Below are 1,768 nucleotides of genomic sequence, written 5' to 3'. Positions count from 1 at the left end.
GCGTGAGGGCGGTGCGGGGCGCGAGGGCGGCGCGGTCCGCGGCCACGACGACGGCGCCCCCGGCCCCGGCGCGGGCCGGCGGACCACCTGGTCCGGCTCGGCGTCCTGGACCCCCGCCGAGACGGCCCGGCCGGGCTCCGTGGCGGAGGTGGCCGACGTCGTCAGGAGGGCCGCGGCGGCGGGACGGCGGTTGAAGCCGATCGGCGCCGGGCACTCGTTCAGCCCGATCGCCGTCACGGACGGCGTGCAGCTGGAGCTCGACGCCCTCAGCGGCCTCACGGGCGTGGACCGGGCCACCGGTCGGGTGCGCGTGCTCGCGGGCACGCCCCTGCACCGGCTCGGCCCGCTGCTGGGGGCGCACGGGCTCGCGCTGGCGAACATGGGGGACATCGACCGGCAGAGCCTGGCCGGGGCGCTGAGCACCTCGACGCACGGCACCGGGCTGGGCTTCACCGGCTACGGCGGGATGGTCACGGGGCTGCGGCTCGTCACCGCGGACGGCGCGGTCCGATGGCTGGACGCGCGGACCGAGCCGGAGCTGTTCCAGGCCGCCCGGGTGGGCCTCGGCGCGCTCGGCGTGGTCGTGGAGGCCGAGATCCAGGCCGTGCCGGCGTTCCTGCTGCGGGCCGAGGAGCGGTCGGAGCCGCTGGAGGACGTCGTCGCCTCCTTCGTGGAGCGCTCCCGGGCCGCGGACCACCTCGAGTTCTACTGGTTCCCGGGCACGTCCGTGGCCCTCACCAAGGAGAACACCCGGCTGCCGCTGGGCTCGGGCCTGGACCCCGTGCCGCCGCTGCGCGCCGCCGTGATGGACCGGATCCTCGCCAACGGCCTCTTCGAGGCGACGTGCCGCCTGGGCGCCCGCGTGCCGCGGCTCGTGCCGGCGCTCAACGCGGCGGCCGCGCGCGGCGTGGACCGCCGCACCTACACGGACGTCTCCCACCGGGTGTTCGTGGCGGACCGCGCGGTGCGCTTCCGGGAGATGGAGTACGCGCTGCCGCTCGAGCGCTTCACGGAGGCGTTCACCGGCCTGCGCGCGCTCCTGGCCGACCGCGCCCGCGGCGGGGGCCCGGTCTCCTTCCCCGTGGAGGTCCGCACTGCGGCCGCCGACGACGTGTGGCTCTCCACCGCGCACGGCCGCGAGTCCGTGTACCTGGCCGTGCACCGCTACCACCGCGAGGACCCCACCGACTGCTTCCGCGCGGTCGAGGAGCTGTTCCTGGGCCTGGACGGGCGCCCGCACTGGGGCAAGGAGCACACCCGCGACGCCGCGTGGGCCGCCGAGGCCTACCCCCGGTTCGGGGACTTCCTGGCCCAGCGCGACGCCGTCGACCCGGGCCGGGTCTTCGCCAACGACCACCTGAACCGCGTGCTGGGAGCATGAGGACCATGAAGCGGCTGCCGACGCCGACGACGGCATCGACGGCCAGGCAGGCGAGCCGTACCAAATCCTGTTCGACCCCGGAGTACAGCAAACTGCCGCCTCCCGAGACGGGGAGACGGCAGTCCACGCAGGTCAAACCGGAAATGTCGGCGGTTTGAACAAGCAACTTCTGGTGGGCCCTGCGGGGATCGAACCCGCGACCGGCGGATTAAAAGTCCGATGCTCTGCCAGCTGAGCTAAAGGCCCTCGCCCGCGCGTCCCGACGGCGGCGCTCGGCCCCGGCGGCGACCCTGACGGGCGCTCTCCGATGGTAGCCGACCCGGCGGGGGCACTACCGTGGACCGGGCCGTTCGACGTCGCCGTCGGCCCGCACCCCCCGCCTCATCC

1 protein-coding gene and 1 tRNA gene are annotated in these 1,768 nt (G+C 75.5%); one reads left to right on the top strand and one right to left on the bottom strand.

Annotation, left to right across the window (positions count from 1 at the left end; genetic code table 11):
• The first annotated feature begins 139 nt into the window (after positions 1–139).
• The gene (locus tag NWP10_RS11845) at positions 140–1,381 is read left to right on the top strand and encodes a D-arabinono-1,4-lactone oxidase (protein ID WP_375162495.1); all 1,242 of its coding nucleotides are present in this window, start codon (positions 140–142) and stop codon (positions 1,379–1,381) included.
• Between the two features lie 170 nt (positions 1,382–1,551).
• Here the strand turns inward: NWP10_RS11845 and NWP10_RS11840 are convergent.
• A tRNA-Lys gene (locus tag NWP10_RS11840) sits at positions 1,552–1,627 on the bottom strand.
• Between the last annotated feature and the right edge of the window lie 141 nt (positions 1,628–1,768).

Origin of the sequence: Micrococcus sp. HG099, from assembly GCF_024723355.1 — a bacterium.
GTDB classification, from domain to species: Bacteria; Actinomycetota; Actinomycetes; order Actinomycetales; family Micrococcaceae; genus Micrococcus; species Micrococcus endophyticus.
Note: the sequence above shows the minus strand (reverse complement) of the source record. Positions and strands in the feature narration are given on the sequence as shown.